This is a genomic window from Gordonia sp. ABKF26 (assembly GCF_041103195.1).
GTDB classification, from domain to species: domain Bacteria; phylum Actinomycetota; class Actinomycetes; order Mycobacteriales; family Mycobacteriaceae; genus Gordonia; species Gordonia terrae.
Genome location: NZ_JBGCVZ010000003.1, coordinates 3729399 through 3752491 on the forward strand (window position 1 = coordinate 3729399; position 23093 = coordinate 3752491).

Here is a 23093-nt window from a genome sequence, read left to right on the forward strand (position 1 = left end):
ACCCGCCGGGCCGCCCCGGTTCGGCGGTAACGGTCCGGCCACAGCTCTTGCGGCCACCAAAGCCCGTACTGAGCACCGCGAACACGGCTGGTCAGGCGCCCATGCGGACGGTGCCGAACCGTTCCCGCTAGTCGATCGGTTCCTGGCCGGGCAGCATTCCGCGCTCGACGCGTTTCTCGACATCGCCCTTGATGTAGCGGATGTAGAGCCAGACCGACCCGAAGACGACGCCCACCACCGCGATCGACCAGTGGAAGACCCCGCCGGCGATCACGACGATCTGCAAGCCGAGGTCGAGGTTGATGGCATACGGCCTGGCCTGCATCCCCGCGGCGACGATCATCGCGATGACGACCACCGTGAGATAACCACCGGACAACCAGGTCAGCCCATCGCCCAGGCGCCACACGATCGGGAAAGCCAGGATCATGACGATCACTTCGAGGATCATCGTGCCGGCCATCACGCCGCGCAGCCCCTTCCACGGATCGTTCGTGGGTGGGGTGTACCGGGTGGTCATGAAGGTTCCTTCCCGAAAAGGGTTCGCGCGGCGCCTGCGGTCACGACGGACCCGGTGATGACCACGCCCGCGCCCGACACACGCTCCCCGTCGGCTTCCTCGGCCAGGGCGATGGCCTCTTCGACGGCGTCGGGCAGGAAGGGTTTGACGACGACGCGGTCCTCACCGAACACCTCGCGCGCGTACTCCGCGAGCGTCTCGGGGTCGAGGGCGCGCGGTGATCCGTTGTCGGTGACGACGACCGCGTCGAGCACCGGCTCCAGGGCCTCGAGGACCCCGCGGGCGTCTTTGTCGCCGAGCACGCCGACCACGCCGACGAGACGGCGGAAGTCGAATTCCTCGGCCAGGGCCTGCGCCAGTGCGGCCGCTCCGTGCGGGTTGTGTGCCGCGTCGGCGAACACCGTCGGCGCGCTGCGCAACCGCTCGAGCCGCCCGGGGTTGTCGACCGTCGCGAAACCCGCACGGACGGCATCGATGTCGAGTTGCCGATCGGCACCCGCACCGAAGAACGCCTCCACCGCCGCGAGGGCCAGCGCGGCGTTCGCCGCCTGGTGCGCGCCGTGCAACGGCACGAAGATCTCGTCGTAGACACCGCCGAGCCCCTGGATGGTCAGCATCTGTCCGCCCACCGCGATGCCCACATCGAGGACCGCGAACTCCGAACCCTGGCGGGCGACGATGGTGCCCGCGTCGACGGCCGCGCGCAGCAGCACGTCCATGACCTCGGGGCTCTGTTCGGCGATCACCGTGACGGGGTCGACGGTTCCGGCGGCATCGGGTTCGGCAGCCTTGATGATTCCGGCCTTCTCCCCCGCGATCGCGGTCAGGGTGTCGCCGAGATAGTCCGCGTGATCCATCGCGATCGGCGTGATGACCGAGACCGTGCCGTCGATGACGTTGGTCGCGTCCCAGCGTCCGCCCATACCGGTCTCGACGACGGCCACGTCGACCGGCGCCTCGGCGAACACCGCGTACGCCATCGCGGTCAAGACCTCGAACTTGCTCATCCGCGGCCCACCCGCGGCGGTCGACGAATCGTCGACCATGGTGATGTACGGCTCGAGTTCCCGATAGGTGTCGATGTACGTGCGGGCCGCAATGGGCTTGCCGTCCACCGAGATCCGCTCGGTGACGCGTTGCAGGTGCGGACTCGTGATCCGTCCGGTGCGCCGGTGCAACGCCGACAGCAGGGCATCGACCATGCGGGTGACCGATGTCTTGCCGTTCGTCCCGGCGATGTGGATCGCCGGGTACCCGTGCTGCGGAGAACCGAGCAGGTCCATGAGCGTGGCGATGCGGGTCAGCGACGGCTCGATCTTCGTCTCGGGCCACCGGGTGTCGAGTTCGGCCTCGACCTCGGCGAGTTCGGCGAGATCGTCGGCGCTGTCGGTGACGCGCAACCGAGCCGGCTCGGCATCCGGATCCGGTTCGTCCTCTCCCAGGATCGCGGACAGACCCAGGGGGTCGCCCGCCGCATCCATTCCCAGGACGGCGGGATCCTCTTCGGGAAAACCGGTGTCGTCGCTCACGCGCCGGCCAGACTCGCCAGCTTCGCGCTCAGCCGTTCGACCTCTTCGGTCGCGATCCGTTGACGATCCCGGATCTTGGCGACCACGTGGTCGGGAGCCTTGGACAAGAACTGCTCGTTGCCCAGTTTCGCCGACGTCGTCGACAGTTCCTTCTCGGCGACCGCCAGGTCCTTGGTGAGCCGCTTGCGTTCGGCTTCGACGTCGACGGTGCCCGAGGTGTCGATCGCGACGACCACCGTCGCGACGCTGAGGCGGACCTCGATGGTCGCGGTGGCACCGAAACCGGGGCCGGCCGGGTCGAGGCGCGCCAACGAGGTCACGTACGGCAGCAGCGGTTCGAGCCCGGCTTCGCCGAGCCCGTCGAATTGCACGGCGACGCGCTGGCCGGGACGCAGACCCTGGTCGCTGCGAAAACGCCGGACCTCGGTGATCAACCGTTGCAGATCGTCCACGCGGGCTGCCGAATCCGACGACCAGTCACGTCCGGAGGTGGTCGGCCACGGCGCGATCACCAGCGATTCGCCCCCGGTGAGTGCCTTCCAGAGCACCTCGGTGACGAACGGCATCACCGGCGACAACGCCCGCAGCAGCGGGTCGAGGACCGCGCCGAGAACGAGAGCGGTTGCCTCCGAACGCTTCTCGTCGTTCTCGGCGATCTGCACCTTCGCCAGTTCGAGGTACCAGTCACACACCTCGTCCCACGCGAAGTGGTAGAGCGCCTCGCAGGCCTTGGAGAACTCGTAGGACTCGAATCCGGCGTCGATCTCGGCGAGCACCTCGTCCAGGCGGCCGAGAATCCACCGGTCGGCGTCGGTCAGCGCCTCGGCATCGGGCAGTTCACCGAGCTTCGCGCCGTTCATCAGCGCGAACTTGGTGGCGTTGTAGAGCTTCGTCGCGAAGTTGCGCGACGACTGGGCGTGGTCCTCACCGACCGAGATGTCCGAGCCGGGATTGGCACCGCGGGCGAGCGTGAAGCGCAGGGCGTCGGCGCCGAAGCGCTCCACCCAGTCGAGCGGGTCGATGCCGTTGCCCTTGGACTTCGACATCTTGCGACCGTGTTCGTCGCGCACCAGCCCGTGCAGGAACAGGTTGTGGAACGGGATCTCGTTGCCCGGCCCCAGATCCTTGCCGACATAGGTGCCGAACATCATCATGCGGGCCACCCAGAAGAACAGGATGTCGTACCCGGTGACGAGAACCGAGGTCGGATAGAACTTCTCGAGATCCGCGGTCTGGTCGGGCCAGCCCATGGTCGAGAACGGCCACAGCCCGGAGGAGAACCAGGTGTCCAGGACGTCGGTCTCCTGCACATAACCCTCGGGGGCCTGCTCGTCGGGTCCGACGCACACCACGTCGCCGTCGGGTCCGTACCAGATCGGAATCCGGTGACCCCACCACAGCTGACGCGAGATGCACCAGTCGTGCATGTCGTCGACCCAGCTGAACCAGCGCGGCTCCATCGACGTCGGGTGGATCACCGTCGACCCGTCGCGCACCGCGTCGCCGGCCGCTGCGGCCAGCGTGGCGACCGCGACCCACCACTGCATCGACAGCCGCGGTTCGATCGGCTCACCGGTGCGCTCGGAGTGGCCGACGCTGTGCAGGTACGGACGCACCTCCTTGACGATGCGCCACTGTTCGGCCAGCGCCTCACGCACCTTGACGCGCGCCTCGAACCGGTCCATGCCGTCGAATTCGGTTCCGGTGTCGGCGATCCGGGCCGACTCATCCATGATCGTCGGCATCGGGAGGTTGTGCCGCTGCCCGAGCGCGAAGTCGTTGGGGTCGTGCGCAGGAGTGATCTTCACTGCGCCACTGCCGAATTCGGGGTCCACATAGTCGTCGGCGACGATCGGGATCATCCGGTCGACGAACGGATGCGGCAGCTCGGTACCGACCAGGTGGGCATAACGCTCGTCGTCGGGATGAACCGCGATCGCGGTGTCGCCGAGCATCGTCTCCAACCGGGTCGTCGCGACGACGATGTGGGGTTCGGCGTCGTCGAGCGATCCATAACGGAAGCTGACGAGCTCGCCTTCCACGTCGGCGTAACTCACCTCGATGTCGCTGACGGCGGTCTTGAGGACCGGCGACCAGTTGACCAGACGTTCGGCCTGGTAGATCAGCCCGTCGTCGAACATCTTCTTGAAGACGGTGTGCACCGCCCGCGACAGACCCTCGTCCATCGTGAAGCGTTCGCGCGACCAGTCGACGCTGTCGCCGAGCCGCCGCATCTGCTCACCGATGTTGCCGCTGATCTCGGCCTTCTCGGCCCACACGCGGTCGATGAACGCCTCCCGGCCGAGATCGTCACGCGTCTTGCCCTCGGCGGCGAGCTTGCGCTCGACCATCGTCTGCATCGCGATGGCCGCATGGTCCATGCCGGGCAGCCACAGCACCTCGTAGCCCTGCATGCGTCGACGACGCGAGAGCGCATCCATCAGGACGTGCTCGTAGGCGTGGCCCATGTGCAGGGAGCCGTTGACATTCGGCGGCGGGATCACTATGGAGAACGGCGGCTTGTCACTCGCCGCGTCCGCGGTGAAGTACCCGGCGTCCACCCAGCCCTGGTAAAGCGACGCCTCGTGCTCAGCGGGATCCCAGGACTTGGGCAACCCGGTCTCGGGTACGGCAGTCCGGGGCGACGCTGTCTCGGGCAACGCGGATGTCTGGTCGGGTGATGTCACGGGCGCTATTCTATGTTTTCGCCGGGCCGGACCTCGCCCGGGACCCGTCCGCGTGACCGCGCCCGCCGCTAGCCCGCCGACACGCGCAACCTGTGCAGGTCCTCGGGTGCGTTGACGTTGACGAGCCAGTCCGGATCGGAGATTCCGACACGGTGGGTGGTGAGTGCCTCGATCGCCCCCAGCATCCGCCGTTCGCCCCCCGCGACGATGTCGGCGATCAGTCCGGCCGCGTCCGTGCGGTAGATGCCCGCCATCGGATGATCCCGCTGCGCGTCGTGCGCGATGACCGCCTGAGCCGACCCGGTCACGCCCAGCCGCAATTCGTCGATGAGCTCGGGGGCGATGAGCGGCATGTCCGTGGCACACACGAACGCATACTCGGCGCCCGCGGCGGCAGCGGCGGACAGACCCGCGACGAGACCCCCGAGCGGGCCCGTCCCCTCCTGCTCGTCGGTCACCCAGCGCACCTTCGACGCATCGATACCCGGCGCCGCGCGATCCCGGATGTCGTCGACGCCGCGGAATGCGGCGGATGTCTCACCCGCGACGACCAGCACCGGATCGCACCGTTGCGACACCACGCGCACCACCCGGGCGAGCATCGGTTCGCCGTCCCAGTCCAGTGCGGCCTTGTCACTGCCCATACGCCGCGAGCGTCCGCCCGCGAGCACCAGGGCGGCGATCACCGATGTGTCCGATTCCGTGTGTTGAGTCACAGTGCCCAGTGTGCGCGATCTGGCGCACGGGCGGGGCAAGATGGACATCATGAGCAAGACTCACGACACCGAATCGATGGCGACGCACCCCGTCGACGAGCCGCACGAGGTCCGGCGCACGCACCGGAAGTCCTACGCCGCCGGAGTCCCGGCGGTCGCGGTCGCCCTCAAGCGCGGAGTCGAGCAGATGGGCGCGCTCCGGACGGCACAGACCTTGATCAAGCTCAATCAGCGTGATGGGTTCGATTGTCCCGGCTGCGCCTGGCCGGAGACGCCGGGCCACCGCAAACACGCCGAGTTCTGCGAGAACGGCGCCAAGGCGGTCGCCGAGGAGGCCACGCGTCGAGCCGTCACCCCCGAGTTCTTCGCCGCCCACAGCGTCGACGACCTCCGGACACGCAGCGGCTACTGGCTCTCACAGCAGGGACGCCTGGCGCACCCGATGTATCTCGGTCCGGGTGACACCCACTACCGCCCGCTGAGCTGGGACGAGGCCAACGCGGTCATCGCTGACGAGTTCGCCGCGATGGACTCGCCGGACGAGGCCGTGTTCTACACGTCGGGTCGCACCAGCAACGAAGCCGCTTTCCTGTACCAGCTCTTCGCCCGAAGCCTGGGTACGAACAACCTCCCCGACTGCTCGAACATGTGCCACGAGTCCTCCGGCGCCGCTCTCGGCGCGTCGATCGGCATCGGCAAGGGTTCGGTCACCGTCCCCGATCTCGAGGCGGCCGACCTCATCCTCATCGCGGGCCAGAATCCCGGCACCAATCACCCGAGAATGCTCGCCACCCTGGAGAAGGCGAAGCACAACGGGGCCCGGATCGTGGCGATCAACCCGCTGCCCGAGGCAGGCCTGATGCGTTTCAAGGATCCGCAGAAGGTCGGCGGGGTCGTCGGCGCGGGTACCAAGCTGGCCGACGACTTCCTCCAGGTCCGGCTCGGGTCCGACATGGCTCTGTTCCGCGGCGTCGCACGTCTGCTCCGTGACGCCGAACGAGCCGCCCCCGGAACGGTTTTCGATCACCAGTTCCTCGACGAGTCGTGCGCCGGGGTCGAGGAGTACCTCGACCTGCTCGACGACGTCGACCTCGACCGGGTCGTCGAGGTCACCGGCGTGACCCGCACCCAGATCGACGAGCTCGCACGGACGGTCGCCACTTCGCGCCGCATCGTGCTGTGCTGGGCGATGGGCTTGACCCAGCACCGCCACGGCGTCGCGACGATCGCCGAGGGCACGAACGTGCTGCTCCTGCGCGGCATGATCGGCCGCGTCGGCGCCGGCCTCTGCCCCGTTCGCGGCCATTCGAATGTGCAGGGCGATCGCACCATGGGGATCTTCGAGAAGATGCCGGAGTCCTTCCTCGCTGCTCAGGACGCCGAGTTCGGCATCACGTCCCCACGCGAGCACGGGTACGACACCGTCGCCGCCATCACCGCGATGGCCGCCGGGAAGGTCCGCGTCTTCGTCGGGATGGGCGGCAATTTCGTGTCCGCCTCACCCGACACCGACGTCACCGCCGACGCCCTGCGGCGCTGCGCACTCACCGTGCACGTATCCACCAAACTCAACGAATCCCACCTCGTCACCGGTCGTCGCGCACTCATCCTGCCCACCCTCGGGCGCACCGACCGGGACATCATCGACGGTGTGGCACAACGTGTCTCGGTCGAGGACTCGATGTCGGCAGTGCACCTGTCCCGTGGGTCGCTGCCGCCGGTGTCGGCGCACCTGCGCAGTGAGGTCGCGATCATCTGCGACCTGGCGACCCGCGTTCTCGGTGCCGATCACCCGGTTCCGTGGCAGGAACTCAAGCGCGACTACGACCGCATCCGCGACCGGATCGAGCGGGTTGTACCCGGCTTCGATGACTTCAACATCCGCGTCCGCCGGAGTGACGGCTTCGTGCTGCCACACCCGCCCCGCGACACCCGGTCGTTCGACACCCCGAACGGCAAGGCCAACTTCGCAGTCCATCCCCTCGAATGGGTGGACGTCCCGGCCGACCGCCTCGTCCTGCAGACACTCCGCAGCCATGACCAGTACAACACCACCGTCTACGGCCACGACGACCGTTACCGGGGCATCTCCGGCAACCGCCACATCGTGATGGTCAATCCCGACGACATCGCGTCCCTCGGCCTGCGCGCCGGGCAACTCGTCGACATCGTCTCGGAGTTCGACGGCGAGGCCGGAGTCGAGGAACGACGGGTCCGCGGCTTCGAGGTCGTCCCGTATGACACACCGCGCGGCAACGCGGCCGCGTACTACCCCGAGACCAACCCGCTGGTCCCGCTCGGATCGGTTGCCAAGGAGTCGAACACACCGGTCTCCAAGGCGGTGATTATCCGCATCGAACCGGTCGAATCCGCCTAGCCGGAGACGACAGCAGCGAGCCCCGCCCGGAGGACCGGGCGGGGCTCGCTTGTCGTCGGTGAGTGGTGAGCTGCGGGTCAGGCGCTCTTGTCGCGACGTTCGTCGCTGGAGGCCTTTCGCGGCACGATCGTCGGAAGCACGTTGTCCCGGACGGTCTCACCGGTGACGACGACCTTCTCGACGTCGTCCCGGCTCGGGATGTCGTACATCACCGGCAGCAGGACCTCTTCCATGATGGCGCGCAGGCCACGGGCACCGGTCCCGCGGTGGATCGCCTGGTCGGCGACCGCCTCGAGTGCATCCTTGGTGAACTCCAGCTCCACGTTGTCCATGTCGAACAGCCGGGTGTACTGCTTCACCAGCGCGTTCTTCGGCTCGGAGAGGATGCTGACCAGCGAATCCTTGTCCAAGTTGGTCACCGAGGCCACGACCGGCAGGCGTCCGATGAACTCGGGGATCAGACCGAACTTGATCAGGTCTTCCGGCATCACATCGGCGAACTGATCCGATGTGTCGACCTCGTCCTTGCTCGCCACCTCGTTGCCGAAGCCGAGGCCGCGCTTGCCGATCCGCTCGGACACGATCTTCTCGAGGCCCGCGAATGCGCCGGCGACGATGAAGAGCACGTTCGTCGTGTCGATCTGGATGAACTCCTGATGCGGGTGCTTGCGCCCGCCCTGCGGCGGCACCGACGCCTGCGTACCCTCGAGGATCTTCAGGAGTGCCTGCTGCACACCTTCACCCGACACATCGCGGGTGATCGACGGGTTCTCGCTCTTGCGCGCGATCTTGTCGACCTCGTCGATGTAGATGATGCCGGTCTCGGCCCGCTTGACGTCGTAGTCGGCGGCCTGGATCAGCTTCAGCAGGATGTTCTCCACATCCTCACCCACGTAACCGGCCTCGGTGAGGGCGGTCGCGTCGGCGATCGCGAACGGCACGTTGAGCATCTTCGCCAGAGTCTGCGCCAGGTATGTCTTGCCGCACCCGGTCGGGCCGAGCATGAGGATGTTCGACTTCATCAGCTCGACGGTCTCGCCCGTTCGGGAGTCCTTCTTCTCTCCCGCCTGGATCCGCTTGTAGTGGTTGTACACCGCCACCGCGAGTGTCCGCTTGGCCGTGTCCTGACCGATGACGTACTTCTCGAGGAAGTCACGGATTTCCGTCGGCTTGGGCAGCTCGTCGAGCTTGACGTCGCCGTTCTCGGCCAGTTCCTCTTCGATGATCTCGTTGCACAGATCGATGCACTCATCGCAGATGTACACGCCGGGGCCGGCGATGAGCTTCTTCACCTGCTTCTGGCTCTTGCCGCAGAAAGAGCACTTGAGCAGGTCGCCGCCGTCTCCGATTCGTGCCATCTCGCGCTGTACCTACTTCCTCGTTGCCGGACTGTCGTGTCTTGTCCGTCGCGTCGCACGCAGCCGGGCATGGGTCATTTGATCGACACTCGAATGCCCAGTAACCCGACGGTACCCGCGTGCCGCCCGAACTTCGACCGATAAGGCCAAATGTCGCGGCAGAAAATCACCGGGACTTCTGTACTGCCACAACTACTTCTTTTGCGACGACTACTTCTTCATCGACTTCTTGCGGTACTCGAAGACCTCGTCGATGATCCCGTACTCCTTGGCCGCCGCGGCGGTCAGGATGTTGTCGCGGTCGGTGTCCTTACGGATCTTCTCCTTGTCCTGGCCCGTGTGGCCGGCCAGGATCTCGTCGAGCCGGTCGCGGATGCGCTCGATCTCGGCGGCCTGGATCTCGAGGTCGGACACCTGACCCTGGTACGCACCGCCGGTACGCGGCTGGTGGATCAGGACCGTGGCGTTCGGCAGTGCCGCGCGCTTGCCGGGCGTTCCGCCGGCGAGGAGGATCGCCGCGGCCGAGGCCGCCTCGCCGAGGCAGACGGTGACGATGTCGCAGTGCACGTACTGCATCGTGTCGTAGATGGCGAGCATGTCCGGCACGCTGCCGCCCGGCGAGTTGATGTACATGGTGATGTCGCGGTCGGGATCCTGCGACTCCAGGACCAGCAGCTGCGCCATGACGTCGTTGGACACGACCTGGTCGATCGGGGTGCCGACGAACACGATCCGCTCTTCGAAGAGCTTGGCGTACGGGTCGTACTGACGCTGACCGTTCGGCGTGTGCTCGATGAACTGCGGCAGGATGTACCGCGCCTCGATGTTCTTCAGCGCCAGGGCCGACGCGGGAATCCCGGCGGCGACCTCGGCGGGCATGCCGTCGTGGGAAAGGGAGTTGGTCATCTGTTGCTCCATTGAGTAGAGGTGGCTCGGCGGTGGCTGTCAGGCGCGGTCATCGACCCCGGGTCTCACTGACCCGGACGCGAGATCACCTTGTCGACGAAGCCGTATTCCTTGGCCTCTTCCGCGGTGAACCACTTGTCACGGTCCGCGTCGGCCTCGATCTTCTCGAGCGGCTGACCGCTGAACTCGGCGTTGAGCCGGTTCATCTCCTTCTTGGTGAGCGCGAACTGCTCGGCCTGGATCGCGATGTCGGCGGCGGTACCACCGATACCCGCGGACGGCTGGTGCATCATGATGCGCGCGTGCGGCAGTGCGTGCCGCTTGCCCTTGGTGCCGGAGGCGAGGAGGAACTGCCCCATCGACGCCGCCATGCCCATCGCGTAGGTCGCGACGTCGCATTCGGCGAGCTGCATGGTGTCGAAGATCGCCATGCCGGCGGTCACCGACCCACCGGGCGAATTGATGTAGAGGTGGATGTCCTTCTGCGGGTCCTCGGCCGCGAGCAGCAGGATCTGCGCGCACAGACGGTTCGCGATGTCGTCGTCGACCTGGGTGCCCAGGAAGATGATGCGCTCGCGCAGCAGACGCTCGAACACCGAATCGGTCAGGTTCAACCCAGCCACACCCGAACTCATCGTGGGTGTGTGGATGGTCGGCTCACTCACGGGTTCCTACCTTTGCCTTGTTGTCATGACCTGTGCGTCACCCGCGGGCGACGCACACGCTCATCGAATACTTCTCTGATGACGTCCTCACCGACACTAACCAATCGAGACCCGCGGGCACTCCCGAGGACACGCCACTTCGCTGAGAGCAGAACCACCTTCGGCACCGTGAACGATCTGTGCGCCATGGTGGACCGACGGCAATCGCCGGTCCTCGTGGACGAGGACCGGCGATGGCGCGGATCAGGTGCGGCACTCGGCGCCGCGGCCGAAGTCGATCAGTTGTCGGTGTCGGACGTCTCCGCGTCGGACTCCTCGGCGTCGTCCTTGCCGCCGAAGAACTCGGCGGTGTCGACGGTCGCGCCATTGGTGTCGGTGACGGTCACGTCGCCGACGATGGCGGCCAGCGACTTGCCGCGACGGACGTCGGCATAGACGGCGCCGACCTGGTTGGCCTGTGTCAGCTGCTGGATGAACTCCTGCGGCTGCATGCCATAGCGCTGGGCGGTGAAGATGATCTGCTGGGTCAGCTCGTCCTGGCTGACCTCGGTGTCCTGCTGGTCGGCGATGGCGTCGAGCAGCAGCTGCTGCTTGACCGACTTCTCGGCCTCGTCGCGGGACTCCGCGTCCCACTCCTCGCGGGTCTTGCCCTGCGCCTCGAGGAACTTGGCGACCTGCTCGTCATCGTGCCCCAGGGCGTGGATGACCTGGTGCTGCTGACCCTCGACCTCTTCGTCGACGACCTTCTCCGGCACGGGGATCTCGACGGTCTCGAGCAGCTTCTCGAGGACCGCGTCGCGGATCTTGTTGGCCTGCTCCAGCTTCGCCGACTGCTCGACGCGCTCGGCCAGGCTGGCACGCAGCTCGTCGACGGTGTCGAACTCGCTGGCCATCTGGGCGAACTCGTCGTCGACCTCGGGCAGCTCGCGCTCCTTGACCGACTGAACGGTCACCTTCACCAGCGCCTCCTCACCGGCATGATCGCCGGCGACGAGCTTGGTCGTGAACTCCTTGTCCTCGCCCGCCGTCAAGCCGATGAGTGCCTCGTCGAGCCCGTCGATCAGCTGGCCGGAACCGACCTCGTGGGACAGGCCCTCGGTGGTGGCCTCCTCGACAGTCTCGCCGTCGACGGTCGCAGCCAGGTCGATGGAGACGAAGTCGCCGTTCTCCACACCGCGTTCGACGCCCTTGAGGGTGCCGAAGCGGGCGCGCAGTCCTTCGAGCTGCTCGTCCACGGCTGCCTCGTCGACCTCGATCGCGTCGACCTCGACCGACAGGGTCGAGTAGTCGGGCAGGGTGATCTCCGGGCGGACGTCGACCTCGGCGGTGAAGGTCACCGACTCGCCGTACTTCAGCTCCGAGAGGTCGATCTCGGGCTGGCCGATGGCCTTGGTCTCGGTCTCGGCGACGGCCTCGGAGTACTTGACCGGAATCGCGTCGTTGACGACCTGCGCGAGGATCGAGTCGCGCCCGACGCGGGCCTCGATCAGCTTCGCGGGCGCCTTGCCCGGACGGAAGCCGGGAATCCGGATCTGCTGGGCCAACGACTGGTAGGCCCGGTCGAAGTCTGCCGACAGCTCCTCGAACGGGACCTCGACGTTGAGCTTGACCCGGGTCGGGGTGAGTTGCTCGACAGTGCTCTTCACGCCTGAATACTCCTTATATCTACGGTGGTGGAAGTTCGGTCGTTCGCGGGCCGTGCACCGGGTGACCGGTTGGCCACGTCGATCAAGTCGGGATGACAGGATTTGAACCTGCGACCCTCCGCTCCCAAAGCGGATGCGCTACCAAGCTGCGCCACATCCCGGGGTCCGAACACGCGAGAGGACCCCGGAGGGCGACCGCGCATCAGGGCCAACAAGAGATAGTACGTGCCCCCACGGCCGAGCCCGCCGACGGGTACCGCACAGCGGCGATGAATGCCCCGGGGCCCGACAGTTGCCGACCCTCGGACCCACCCCGATTTCGGGTTCCGGCCACCCTGCCGGTACAGTCACTCATCGCACGCGACGCCGGATTTCGACGGCAACGCAGGCAACGCGGGTGTAGCTCAATGGTAGAGCCCTAGTCTTCCAAACTAGCTACGCGGGTTCGATTCCCGTCACCCGCTCCACCGGGCCCGGAGGCGCAACGCCTCCGGGCCTTCGACGTGTCAGGGCTCCGGGGGCGCGTCCCACGGCAACGGCAGCGGGACATATTCGTACTCGATCTCCGGGGCCGGCTCCTCGGCGGGATGTCCGGGCGCCGATGGATCGCCGGGCCCGGTCGAGATGATCGGCGGCGGACAGGGTGCGAACTGACCGTTGCCGACCGCCATCTTGCACGGCTCGGCGTCTGCGAGCCCCGCGCCCGCCACGAGTCCAGCGCTTCCGACGAATGCCGCCGCGGCGAATGTTAGTGTTGCTATGAGTCTGGTCATCGAGGTTCCTTAACGGTGAATCACCTCTCATGCCGGAGAGGTTTCGAGGATGCGAACGCGCTCCTTTCCGAGGGCACCGCTCACCGCCCCCACGGTCGACGTTCCTCCGCTCGCCTTCGGCCACCTGCGGTTTCGCGCGGGATGTCTCAAATCCCAGCCAGAGTCACCCGACCGGACCACACACCTGCGGACGGCCACCGCCGGCAGACCGGACTGTGATCCACGCCACACGTGGCGTACCGTTGATCCATGTCCTCCAGCCACACGAAAACCCAGCGTCGCTGCGGCTCCTGCGGCGCGCCCCTGTACCTCCGTCGCGACGTCACCGAGTCCGAGGCGGGCGTCGGCCGCGTCGATGTGATGCTCGTCTGCCGGGACGAAGCGTGTTCGCAGCCCGCGCGCCACCTTCGGACCGAACACCCACAGCCCGTCTGACCCCGAAACCCAACGGTCCCCAAAGCCCAAGTAACACTGGGACAAACGATCCTGTTGACATCGTCGGTACGTCGACGAAGATGAGTCGCACCAGCCGCCGACAGACCATCACGACTCGCGAATGTGACAACCGTCACACACGAGGTGCGTAGCCACGCTCACCTCGGGTTTTGCCACGTCGTATCGCCCGTTCGCGATCGCGGGGTCATTCAGGGTGCCCGACTCCTTGGACCCATGACAACGGTTGTGTAACGATGGTGCAGCGCTCAGGCCGATGCGCGGAAAGACCCATCGAACCGAAGGTACGACCTGTGTTGAACTCCCCTGTGCCGACCCCGCGCGCCTCGCGTCGCCGCTCGGCTCGACGCCTCACGGCTGTCGTCTTCGGCGTCCTGGCGATGGCCCTCGCACTTCCCGGCGTCGCGAACGCCGTACCGGTCACCGTGATCCCCGGCTTGCCGCCGGTCGAGATCCCGGCGATTCCCGGCCTGCCGACACCGCCGGCGCCGAGCACCCCCGAGGCCCCGCAGCCGCCGTCGTCGACCACGACGACCGAGGAGAAGCCGGCCGACCCGGCCATCCCGAACGTGAAGACCGAGACCGGCTACATCGCGCTGGCCGACGACAACACCCACACCATCACCTGGTGGCACAACGGCGAGGTCGTCAAGAAGATGCCGATCTCGATGGGGTCCGACAAGAACCCGACCCCCCACGGCGTGTACTACACCAAGGAGAAGTACCGCGACATGTACATGGATTCGTCCACGTACGGCGTCCCGGTGGACTCCGCAGAGGGCTACCGCACCTACGTCGAGTACGCGACCCGCATGTCGTGGGACGGGATCTTCATCCACGCCGCACCCTGGTCGGTCAATCAGCAGGGCCGCAGCAACGTCAGCCACGGCTGCATCAACGTGACCACCGAGTACGGCAAGTGGGTGTACGACAACGTGCCCCGCAACACCCCGATCGTGGTGCGTAACACCATCGGACCGAAGTACCAGAACACCTGAGTCCGGAACAGACATGACGAGGGGCCGGTCACCAGAGGTGACCGGCCCCTCGTCATGTCGCTACCCGGCCGCGAAGGTCGCCTGCACCTGGAGCCACCGGGCGATCACCTGACACCCGGTCGACGCGGGATCCGTCACCGACGTACGCCGGTAGGGTTCGCTGCGGTAGGACGTGTGCCGTCCGCCGGCGGCATTGCTGACCCACAGGCCGCTGATGCGTATCCGTGGCGGGAGGTACCACCGGATCTCGCGCCAGGCAGCCGTGAGACGCGCGAGGTCGCGTCGCCACTGTGCCGGCCGGACAGAAGTACGGCGCGCATTCTGCAAGTCGTTGGTGCGCAGGACCTTCCACGCACTTCGACCCCACCTGCCGACCCCGGCGAAGGTCATCGACCCGGTGAGATCGGCGATGTCGCGGACCAGTGAATCGGCAGCCGCGTTGCAGATCATGTCCTCGGCTGCGCCCACCCAGCGCACCGGAAGTCCCGCGGGTAGACCGACTCCCGGTCCGGCCACGCCCCATCCGCGACAACCGGGAACCGCACCGGGCGGCTGGTGCGGATCGGCGACCAGGCCCACACCGAGGATCCGGTCCGAGTCGGGCGCGCCGTCGACGTCCAGGTCGGCGAGGGCCGTCCGGATGACCACGGCACCCTGTGAGTAACCCACCAGTGCGATCGAACCTGTCGAGGTGTGGATGGCCGCGCGCAGTCGGCGCGCTCCGATGGCCACGCTGTCGACGAAACTCATGCCGCCCGGAGCCGGCGCGGGCCCGTAACTCGCCGGGTACCCGACCCACCGGCAGACAAAGCGGTCGTCGAGCTCGTCCGCCACGCCCGCCAGCAGACCGGACACGTCGGTCCGGGCGTCGTCCTCGAAGGACTCCCCTGTGCCGCCCACCACGAAGACGGTGATCGTCGACGACGCGCCGCCCGGCTGTCCGGCGCGGACCCCCACACTCTGCTGCACCTCCCCCATGGTGGCGACGGCAGGTGAGAACCGACCGCAGGAGCGCTGAGTGCTCGCTGAGAGTCCTCCGCTGCCGGCCGAACGGGTCAGGATGCTTGGGCGGGCGGCGGCTTGGCGACGTAGTCGGCGGTCTCGATGATCGCCACGAAGAATCCGCTGCCCTCGATCACGTTGGCGCTGTGCACCAGCCCGGCGGGGATGTAGATGCTCGCCGGCGCCTCGACCTCATAGACCTCGTCCCCGAGTGTGATCTCGTAGACGAGACGGTCGAGCGACAGCAGGATGTTGATCTCCGGGCAGTCGTGCACGTGCGGTTCGCAGTAGTCACGGGAAGCGGCCGAGACGGCCCGCATCTCGTGCGCCACGACCCGCTTCTCGGCTTCCGGGAACAGGTCCCCGCCGGCCAGCACGCGTCGGGTGATCGGCGCGTCGGCGGCGCCGTGGAAAGGAACGTCCTTCAGTGGAGACACCTCACCCCGCGAGATCAGTCCGGCATGAGACCGGATGCTTTCGCTGACTGTCACACTGCCCCCTCTTGTCATCCCCGACCCTTCGCATGAGCAACGACCTCACGGTCCCGCACGATGCTACTAAGGTTCGGCTATCCACACCGACCGGGGAGTAACTTGTCAGGTCTGGCAGACCGGGCACCAATAGAGCTTGCGGCCCTCGAGTTCGGCGATCAGGACCGTTGTCCCACAGATCCGGCACGGCTCGCCGGCCCGCCGGTACACGTATGTCCGCGGACGATTCGGCGCGTACGCCGGCGCCCCGGAGTCGTCCTCCGGACGTATCACGTGGATGCGCCCACGCCGCACCCCGATCTTCATGAGGGCCACGAGGTCGGCCCAGAGTGCATCGAATTCGCCACGGAGAACACGCTTTCCGGGACGCATCGGGTCGATGCCCGCCCGGAACAGGATTTCGGCCCGATACACGTTGCCGATTCCGGCGACGACCTTCTGGTCCATGAGGAGAGCGCCGACGGGTCGCGCGGACCGCGAGATCGCGGTCCACGCCCGCTCGGGGTCGGCATCGCGCCGAAGGGGATCCGGCCCGAGTCGGGCGAGCAACGTCTCGAGGTCGGCGGGGTGGTAGATCTCACAGGCGGTCGGACCGCGGAGGTCCGTGCCGGCCGTCTCACCCTCGATGCGGAGTCGAACCTGACCCACGGGTTCGGGCAGGGGCACGGTGAGTTCGGTGAAGGCACCGTAGAGCCCGAGATGGATGTGCACGAGGCGCTCGACACGGCCGTCTCGATAACGATGGACGAGATGCTTGCCCCACGCCTCGGCGGCGTGAAAGGTCAATCCGTCGACCTCTGCCGCTCCGTCGGCGAACCGTCCCTGCGGGCTGCTGACACGAACTTGCTGCCCGCCGAAGAGACGCTGCTGCCGGCGCGCGAGTCGATGGAGCGTGTGGCCCTCGGGCACGGGCTCGGCCCGCGACTACTCGGCCGGGGCCCCCGGCACCTCGGGAGCCTCACCGGTGCGCTCGTACTCGGCGAGGATGTCGATGCGGCGCTGGTGCCGCGCCTCCTCCGACCACGGGGTGGCGAGGAAGGCGTCGACGATGGCGAGCGCCTCCTCGGTGCTGTGCATCCGGCCGCCGATCCCGATCAGCTGCGCGTTGTTGTGCTGCCGGGCGAGCTGTGCGGTCTCGACGCTCCAGGCGAGGGCGCAGCGCGCGCCGGGGACCTTGTTGGCGGCGATCTGCTCACCGTTTCCGCTGCCGCCCAGCACGATTCCCAGGCTGCCGGGGTCGGCGACGGTCCGGGCCGCGGCGGCGATGCAGAACGCCGGATAGTCGTCGGCGGGATCCATCACATGGGCTCCACAGTCCACGACCTCGTGACCGGCCGTCGCGAGATGGTCGGCGATCTGGTTCTTGAGTTCGAATCCGGCATGGTCGGCACCGAGATAGACACGCATGGCGCCACTATAGATTGAGGGCGTGGACACGCCCCTGCCCATCCCCCACCAGCCGAACGGCGGCGCACCCACCGCCGGGGCGCCGATCCCGAACGTGCCCGGTGTCGCCGACCCGCCGCCACCCGCTCCGGCCGACCCGGGCCGTCGGTGGCTGCGGCCGGCCCACTACGCGGCGCGACCCCGTCTCCACCCCTGGGAGATCCCGGCGCTCGTCGTGGTGATCGTCACGACGGTGGTGGGATACGGGGCGATCATCCTGCTCGTCGCGCTGGGCACGCTCGACCAGCTGTTGTTGGGCGCGTTGCTGTTCCCGCTCCTGCTCTTCGTGATCCGCGGTCTGACCTATGCATCGCCGCGGGTGAACGGGGTGCAGATGACGCCGACCCAGTTCCCGGACGGGCACCGGATGGTCGTCGAGGCCGCCGCACGCTTCGGACTCGAGTACGTGCCCGATGCCTATGTCGTCCTCGGCAACGGTGCGATCAACGCGTTCGCGTCCGGGCATGGGTTCCGGCGTTTCGTCGTCGTCTACTCCGACCTTTTCGAGGTGGGCGGCGCCGCCCGGGACCCACAGGCGCTCGAGTTCATCATCGGGCACGAGGTCGGCCACATCGCGGCCGGGCACACCTCGTACTGGCGACAGCTCTCGACGATCGTCGGGATGAACATCCCGGTCCTCGGCGCCGCGTTGTCGCGCGCGCAGGAGTACAGCGCCGACAACTACGGCTACTACGCCAGACCCGGCGGGGCGCCCGGGGCGATGGGGGTCCTGGCCGCGGGCAAGTACATGCTCTCGGCGGTGGACTTCGACCAGTTCGCCGACCGGGCGACCCACGAGCGCGGCTTCTTCACCTTCCTGACCAACGCGATGTCGTCACATCCGGTGCTGACCTGGCGTGCCGCCGCTCTCCGCGACCGGACCCGGCCGGGGGCGATGCTGCTGCGCCCGCGCCAGATCGTCCGAGGCGTCGGCAGCGGCAACGTGGTGGCGGTGGCGCCGCCGCCGCATCCCGCGACACTCGCACCGGACGCACTACCCAACGGCATCGAGCCCCCGCCGCGTTTCTGAAACGTGCGGAGCCGTTGTCGCGCAACCGGACCCGGTCAGTCGAACTGCGGGTCTTCGTCGCGCGTCCGCTTGAGTTCGAAGAAGTGGGGGTAGGACGCCAGGGCGCGCGCACCGTCCCACACCGTTCCGGCGTCCTCACCGCGCGGGATACGCGACAGCACGGGGCCGAAGAAGGCCACGTCGTTGACGTGGATGGTGGGCGTTCCGACGTCGTCGCCGACCTTGTCCATCCCGGCGTGATGACTCGTGCGAATCGTCTCGTCGAAGTCGGTGCCGTCGGCCGCCTCCGCGAGCGAGGCGTCGAGGCCGAGTTCGTCGAGCGCTCCGGCGATGACCTCGTCGAGATCCTTGATGCCCTGGTTGTGGATGCGGGTACCCATCGCGGTGTACAGCGGCGCGAGTATCTCGTCGCCCTTCTGGGCGGCTGCAGCGGCGATGACGCGGACGGGGCGCCACGCGTGCTTGAGTCCCTCGCGGTACTCCTCGGGAATGTCCTTGCCCTCGTTGAGGACGGCGAGACTCATGATGTGGAAGTGCACGTCGATCGGCCGGACCTGCTCGGCCTCCAGGATCCAGCGCGAGGTGATCCAGCACCACGGGCAGAGCGGGTCGAACCAGAAATCGACGCGGTCGGTGGTCTGTGCCTGCACTGACATGAAACGTCCTCTCGAGGGTCTGCTGTTCACCGGGTGCCGGGCGGCCGGCCCGGCGGCGCCGTCGGACGCCTCAACATCGCCGCGCACCGAACTGTTCCCGAGATCGCGGGCGGACCCACGGCAACCGGCCGAGCGATCCCGGACCCGTCGCGTTGCGGAGGACACCACCCACGTCCTGAGCTGGATAAGCTGGCCTGCGTGACTGCTCCGAACCTCACCAGAGACCAGGCCCGCGACCGCGCAGCAATCCTCGACGTGTCGAACTATCAGATCGAGCTCGACCTCACCGACGGTTCCGGGGCGCCCGGGTCCGAGACGTTCAGATCCACGACGACGGTGCGGTTCACGGCGACGGAGGGCAGTGAGACGTTCGTCGACCTCGTCGCTCCCGCCCTGATCTCGGCGACCCTGAACGGCACCGACCTCGACGTGTCCGGCTTCGACGAGTCGGTCGGCATCCCGTTGACCGGCCTCGCCGCCGACAACACGCTGACGGTGGTCGCCGACTGCGCCTACTCCAACACCGGGGAGGGTCTCCACCGGTTCGTCGACCAGTCCGACGACTCGGTCTACCTCTACTCGCAGTTCGAGACCGCCGACGCCAAGCGGATGTTCGCGTGCTTCGACCAGCCCGACCTCAAGGCGACCTATACCGTGACGGTCACCGCGCCCGCGGACTGGAAGGTCATCTCCAACGCGGCGCACGCGGAGGACCCGGCCGACCCGGACGGCGCCACCTCCGCCGTGGTGCATCGCTTCCGGGAGACCGTCCCGATGAGCACCTATCTCGTCGCCCTCATCGCAGGGCCCTACGCGGAGTGGACCGACGTCTACTCCGACGAGCACGGTGACATCCCCCTGGGCATCTACTGCCGCGCGTCGCTCGCCGAGTTCATGGACGCCGAGCGACTGTTCACCGAGACCAAGCAGGGATTCGGGTTCTACCACGAGAACTTCGGCATCCCCTACGCCTTCGGCAAGTACGACCAGCTGTTCGTCCCCGAGTTCAACGCCGGTGCGATGGAGAACGCCGGCGCCGTCACCTTCCTCGAGGACTACGTCTTCCGGTCCCGCGTGACCAAATACCTCTACGAGCGTCGCGCCGAGACCGTCCTGCACGAGATGGCGCACATGTGGTTCGGCGACCTCGTCACCATGCAGTGGTGGGATGACCTGTGGCTCAACGAGTCCTTCGCCACGTTCGCCTCGGTGCTGTGCCAGTCCGAGGCGACCGAGTACACCAGCGCCTGGACGACCTTCGCCAACGTCGAGAAGTCCTGGGCCTACCGCCAGGACCAGCTGCCCTCGACCCACCCGGTGGCCGCCGACATCCCCGACATCGCCGCGGTCGAGGTCAACTTCGACGGCATCACCTACGCCAAGGGCGCGTCGGTGTTGAAGCAACTCGTCGCCTACGTGGGTCTCGACGACTTCCTCGCCGGGCTGCGCAGCTACTTCGCCGCGCACGAGTTCGGCAACGCGACGTTCGCCGATCTGCTGGGCGCGCTGGAGAAGTCGTCGGGACGCGACCTGTCGGACTGGGGCGCCCAATGGCTGCGCACCACGGGCATCAACGTCATCCGGCCCGACTTCGAGCTCGACGACTCCGGCGCGTTCACCCGGTTCACCATCGTCCAGGACGGCGCCGCTCCGGGCGCCGGCGAGACCAGGGTCCACCGCCTGCGTGTGGGCGTCTACGCCGACAACGGATCGGGCGCCATCGAACAGACGCACAGCGTCGAGCTCGACATCGAGGGTGAACGCACCGATGTCGCCGATCTCGTCGGTGTGCACCGCGGAGATCTGGTGCTGCTCAACGACGGCGACCTGACCTATGCCTCGGTCCGCCTCGACCCGGAGTCGCTGGCCACCGCGACCGCCCGGATCGGCGACATCAGCGATCCGATGCCGCGCACCCTGGTGTGGTCGGCGGCGTGGGAGATGACCCGCCAGGCCGAGATGCGGGCCCGCGACTTCGTCGAGCTGGTACGCCGGGGCATCGCCGGCGAGTCGGAAATCGGTGTGGTGCAGCGAGTCCTGTTGCAGGCGACGACGGCCATCGAGTCCTACGCCGATCCCGAGTGGGCGGCGACGACAGGCCGTCCCGGGTTCAGTTCGCGCATGCTCGAACTCGCCCGCGCCGCCGATGCCGGCTCCGACCATCAGCTCGCGTTCGTCAACACCTGGCTCGCCGGCCGGATCAACGACGACCAGACCGACGTGGCCCACGCGCTCCTCGGCGGCGCCGACCCTGCCGAGCACGGACTCGGCGGTCTCGCCGTCGACACCGACCTGCGGTGGAAACTGGTGACCGCGCTCGCCACGGCCGGGTCCATCGACACCGACCCGGCGTCGACTCCGGTCATCGATGCCGAGGCCGAGCGTGACAACACCGCGACCGGCACGCGGTCGGCGGCCCTGGCGCGGGCAGCACGTCCACTGGCGGAGGCCAAGGCGGACACGTGGACTCGGGCCGTCGAGGACGACACGCTCTCGAACGTCTACACCCGCACCATGATCGGTGGGTTCGCCCGCCCCGGACAGGGCGAACTCCTCGAGCCCTACGTCGAGAAGTACTTCGACGCGGTTCCCCAGGTGTGGGCACGACGATCCAGCGAGGTCGCACAGACGGTCGTCATCGGCCTGTACCCGAGCTGGGCGATGTCGCAGCACGCCCTCGACCTCGCCGAGGAATTCCTGTCCGGGGACCATCCGTCGGCGCTCAAGCGACTGATCTCCGAGGGTCGCGACGGTGTCGCACGTTCGCTGCGGGCTCGGGCGTTCGACGCCGAAGCCTGACGTCTCGGACGTCGTCGACGCCTGACCGCGGACGGATGCGACAGCGGGCGCCGGGGTTTCGCGGTGTGGCGATGCCACCCTCGGAGTCCCGGCGTCCTGCCGTCTACCGGCCCGAGCGGGCGCCCGCCACTTCCGTGGCCGCCGCGTCGATGAGCGTCGCGGCAGACTGAGTGTTGGTCGAGCCGGTGGCGCGGGTCATCGTGGCGCGAGCTACCTCAGGGTCGGTGTCCGAGCCGATCACGGTGACGGTGAGAGCGCCGCCGGGACCCATGAATCGAACAACGCCGGGAGTCCACGTCCGGAAACCTTCGAGCCGCACCGTCTGCCCGTCGAACGTGACCTTGCCCGAAGCCGCCGCGTCCCAGTCGACCAGGCCGTAGCCGACCCGTTCGAGTCGGATCAGGCGGCGACCGACCGCCTGGGTGATCGCGGGCAGTTCGGACGCGAGATCGTGCGTCCTGGGCCACCACGCACCATCCACCGCGCCCCGCGCCGAACCTTCGGGCTTGAGCGAGAAGCGTTGTTGATCAGAACCATCGACCACCGGTTCGTCCGCCACGGTGTCGGCGCCGGCGTCGCGGACCGCCGGGTTCCCGGACACGCGCGTCACCGACTTGCCAACGGGTGACGCCAGCTTCGTGGCAGCCCGGCTCGGTGTGGTGGGTCCGAGGTGTCCGTGGCGGTGTCCGGGTCGCGGGGCGCCCGGTCGTCACCACCGTTGTTGTCGTAGGCGGCAACTCGTCGTTCGGAGCGTTTGAGTTCTTGCCGTGCCACGCGTCCCCGGCGGGACGAACGTCGGGCCCCGGCGAGGATCATGGCAAGACCCAGCATTCCCAGGGCGCCCAACACAACTCCGTGCAGAAGGAGCGCGCCGGTCGTTCCGGAGACGTGGTACCCGAAGACGGCGAAACTATCCGGGGGCAGTGTTTGCGCACTGCCGTTGTTGGCGATGAATCCCACCGCCGCCGCGAGCACTGCCGCGACGAGGATGACGACTCCGATGATGACCGTCATAACGGCCCCTTTCCATTGCCCCCGACA

Annotated in this window: 21 protein-coding genes and 2 tRNA genes; 6 read left to right on the plus strand and 17 right to left on the minus strand. The window is 67.6% G+C overall.

Annotation, left to right across the window (positions count from 1 at the left end; genetic code table 11):
- Window positions 1-127: 127 nt before the first annotated feature.
- The 4 genes from AB4Z55_RS17260 to AB4Z55_RS17275 all read right to left on the minus strand — a co-directional run bounded on the left by AB4Z55_RS17260 (window position 128) and on the right by AB4Z55_RS17275 (window position 5452).
- A complete protein-coding gene (locus AB4Z55_RS17260; protein WP_369520161.1) occupies window positions 128-520 on the minus strand; it encodes a DUF4233 domain-containing protein in 393 nt (130 codons plus the stop codon).
- Window positions 517-2049: a folylpolyglutamate synthase/dihydrofolate synthase family protein gene (locus AB4Z55_RS17265; RefSeq protein ID WP_369520162.1), complete on the minus strand. Its 1533-nt coding sequence runs from the start codon at window positions 2047-2049 to the stop codon at window positions 517-519. Before AB4Z55_RS17265 ends, AB4Z55_RS17260 begins: the two co-directional genes overlap by 4 nt.
- The gene (locus AB4Z55_RS17270) at window positions 2046-4709 is read right to left on the minus strand and encodes a valine--tRNA ligase (RefSeq protein ID WP_369521030.1); all 2664 of its coding nucleotides are present in this window, start codon (window positions 4707-4709) and stop codon (window positions 2046-2048) included. The genes AB4Z55_RS17265 and AB4Z55_RS17270 overlap by 4 nt, the downstream gene beginning before the upstream one ends.
- A gap of 95 nt (window positions 4710-4804) precedes the next feature.
- A complete protein-coding gene (locus AB4Z55_RS17275; protein ID WP_369520163.1) occupies window positions 4805-5452 on the minus strand; it encodes a molybdenum cofactor guanylyltransferase in 648 nt (215 codons plus the stop codon).
- A gap of 76 nt (window positions 5453-5528) precedes the next feature.
- Between AB4Z55_RS17275 and AB4Z55_RS17280 the strand changes: the two genes are divergently transcribed.
- Window positions 5529-7829, plus strand: coding sequence for an FdhF/YdeP family oxidoreductase (locus tag AB4Z55_RS17280; protein ID WP_369521031.1), 2301 nt, complete (start codon window positions 5529-5531; stop codon window positions 7827-7829).
- Between the two features lie 77 nt (window positions 7830-7906).
- Here AB4Z55_RS17280 and clpX read toward each other — a convergent pair whose 3' ends face one another.
- The 5 genes from clpX to AB4Z55_RS17305 all read right to left on the minus strand — a co-directional run bounded on the left by clpX (window position 7907) and on the right by AB4Z55_RS17305 (window position 12565).
- Window positions 7907-9187: an ATP-dependent Clp protease ATP-binding subunit ClpX gene (gene clpX, locus AB4Z55_RS17285; protein ID WP_004019616.1), complete on the minus strand. Its 1281-nt coding sequence runs from the start codon at window positions 9185-9187 to the stop codon at window positions 7907-7909.
- Window positions 9188-9397: 210 nt separating this feature from the next.
- Complete coding sequence (locus AB4Z55_RS17290) at window positions 9398-10093, minus strand: ATP-dependent Clp protease proteolytic subunit (RefSeq protein ID WP_101818935.1); 696 nt, start codon at window positions 10091-10093, stop codon at window positions 9398-9400.
- A gap of 65 nt (window positions 10094-10158) precedes the next feature.
- Window positions 10159-10758, minus strand: a complete 600-nt coding sequence (locus tag AB4Z55_RS17295) for an ATP-dependent Clp protease proteolytic subunit (protein ID WP_004019614.1) — start codon at window positions 10756-10758, stop codon at window positions 10159-10161.
- 278 nt (window positions 10759-11036) lie between these two features.
- On the minus strand, window positions 11037-12404 hold the full coding sequence (tig, locus tag AB4Z55_RS17300) for a trigger factor (protein ID WP_064571047.1): 1368 nt from the start codon (window positions 12402-12404) through the stop codon (window positions 11037-11039).
- Between the two features lie 87 nt (window positions 12405-12491).
- A tRNA-Pro gene (locus AB4Z55_RS17305) sits at window positions 12492-12565 on the minus strand.
- 232 nt (window positions 12566-12797) lie between these two features.
- Between AB4Z55_RS17305 and AB4Z55_RS17310 the strand changes: the two genes are divergently transcribed.
- A tRNA-Gly gene (locus AB4Z55_RS17310) sits at window positions 12798-12871 on the plus strand.
- Window positions 12872-12910: 39 nt separating this feature from the next.
- Here the strand turns inward: AB4Z55_RS17310 and AB4Z55_RS17315 are convergent.
- Window positions 12911-13177 carry a hypothetical protein gene (locus tag AB4Z55_RS17315; RefSeq protein WP_101818652.1) on the minus strand — a complete coding sequence of 89 codons (267 nt, stop codon included), beginning with the start codon at window positions 13175-13177 and terminating at the stop codon, window positions 12911-12913.
- A gap of 249 nt (window positions 13178-13426) precedes the next feature.
- On the opposite strand from AB4Z55_RS17315, the gene AB4Z55_RS17320 reads away from it, so the two are divergent.
- On the plus strand, window positions 13427-13612 hold the full coding sequence (locus AB4Z55_RS17320) for a hypothetical protein (protein WP_039865834.1): 186 nt from the start codon (window positions 13427-13429) through the stop codon (window positions 13610-13612).
- 311 nt (window positions 13613-13923) lie between these two features.
- Window positions 13924-14628, plus strand: a complete 705-nt coding sequence (locus tag AB4Z55_RS17325) for a L,D-transpeptidase (protein WP_004019610.1) — start codon at window positions 13924-13926, stop codon at window positions 14626-14628.
- A gap of 60 nt (window positions 14629-14688) precedes the next feature.
- On the opposite strand, the gene AB4Z55_RS17330 is transcribed toward AB4Z55_RS17325, so the two are convergent.
- The 4 genes from AB4Z55_RS17330 to AB4Z55_RS17345 all read right to left on the minus strand — a co-directional run bounded on the left by AB4Z55_RS17330 (window position 14689) and on the right by AB4Z55_RS17345 (window position 17528).
- Window positions 14689-15597: a PE-PPE domain-containing protein gene (locus tag AB4Z55_RS17330; protein ID WP_239402729.1), complete on the minus strand. Its 909-nt coding sequence runs from the start codon at window positions 15595-15597 to the stop codon at window positions 14689-14691.
- A gap of 86 nt (window positions 15598-15683) precedes the next feature.
- Window positions 15684-16121, minus strand: coding sequence for a hypothetical protein (locus tag AB4Z55_RS17335; RefSeq protein ID WP_004019608.1), 438 nt, complete (start codon window positions 16119-16121; stop codon window positions 15684-15686).
- A gap of 105 nt (window positions 16122-16226) precedes the next feature.
- The gene (locus AB4Z55_RS17340; protein ID WP_239402728.1) at window positions 16227-17030 is read right to left on the minus strand and encodes a DNA-formamidopyrimidine glycosylase family protein; all 804 of its coding nucleotides are present in this window, start codon (window positions 17028-17030) and stop codon (window positions 16227-16229) included.
- Between the two features lie 15 nt (window positions 17031-17045).
- Complete coding sequence (locus AB4Z55_RS17345; protein WP_064571045.1) at window positions 17046-17528, minus strand: ribose-5-phosphate isomerase; 483 nt, start codon at window positions 17526-17528, stop codon at window positions 17046-17048.
- Between the two features lie 22 nt (window positions 17529-17550).
- On the opposite strand from AB4Z55_RS17345, the gene AB4Z55_RS17350 reads away from it, so the two are divergent.
- Window positions 17551-18597 (plus strand): M48 family metallopeptidase, encoded by a 1047-nt coding sequence (locus AB4Z55_RS17350; protein WP_354559753.1) that lies wholly within the window; start codon window positions 17551-17553, stop codon window positions 18595-18597.
- A 35-nt stretch (window positions 18598-18632) separates the two neighbouring features.
- Here the strand turns inward: AB4Z55_RS17350 and AB4Z55_RS17355 are convergent, their stop codons facing one another.
- Window positions 18633-19253 (minus strand): DsbA family protein, encoded by a 621-nt coding sequence (locus tag AB4Z55_RS17355; protein WP_369520164.1) that lies wholly within the window; start codon window positions 19251-19253, stop codon window positions 18633-18635.
- A 198-nt stretch (window positions 19254-19451) separates the two neighbouring features.
- Between AB4Z55_RS17355 and pepN the strand changes: the two genes are divergently transcribed.
- Entirely contained in the window at window positions 19452-22052 is a 2601-nt protein-coding gene (pepN, locus tag AB4Z55_RS17360; RefSeq protein ID WP_369520165.1) for an aminopeptidase N, read from the plus strand.
- 103 nt (window positions 22053-22155) lie between these two features.
- Here pepN and AB4Z55_RS17365 read toward each other — a convergent pair whose 3' ends face one another.
- Window positions 22156-22653, minus strand: a complete 498-nt coding sequence (locus AB4Z55_RS17365; protein WP_369520166.1) for a DUF5994 family protein — start codon at window positions 22651-22653, stop codon at window positions 22156-22158.
- 5 nt (window positions 22654-22658) lie between these two features.
- A complete protein-coding gene (locus AB4Z55_RS17370; protein ID WP_369520167.1) occupies window positions 22659-23066 on the minus strand; it encodes a hypothetical protein in 408 nt (135 codons plus the stop codon).
- Between the last annotated feature and the right edge of the window lie 27 nt (window positions 23067-23093).